Raw genomic sequence first — 241 nt, forward strand, 5'->3', positions numbered from 1 at the left:
GCTGCCCAACTGGTGAAGCCCGCATTACCAGTGGCTTTAATTTGCCAGCTAAGTACATCATCCACACGCCAGGACCGGTTTGGCACGGTGGTCAATACGGTGAGGACCAGTTGCTAGCGAACTCTTACCGCAATAGCCTGGAGTTGGCCGACCAAAATGGCTGCCGTACCGTGGCCTTTCCATCAATTAGTACGGGTGTCTACTCCTTTCCCCTTGACCGGGCAGCTAAAATTGCCATCCG

1 protein-coding gene is annotated in these 241 nt (G+C 54.4%); it reads left to right on the forward strand.

The window, feature by feature from the left end; all coding sequences use genetic code 11:
• Positions 1 to 241: macro domain-containing protein (locus SAY88_RS25555; RefSeq protein ID WP_332635240.1), on the forward strand; the 241-nt coding region annotated here is incomplete at both ends.

The sequence above is a fragment of the Halalkalibacter flavus genome (assembly GCF_036663575.1).
Taxonomy (GTDB): domain Bacteria; phylum Bacillota; class Bacilli; order Bacillales; family Bacillaceae_D; genus Halalkalibacter; species Halalkalibacter flavus.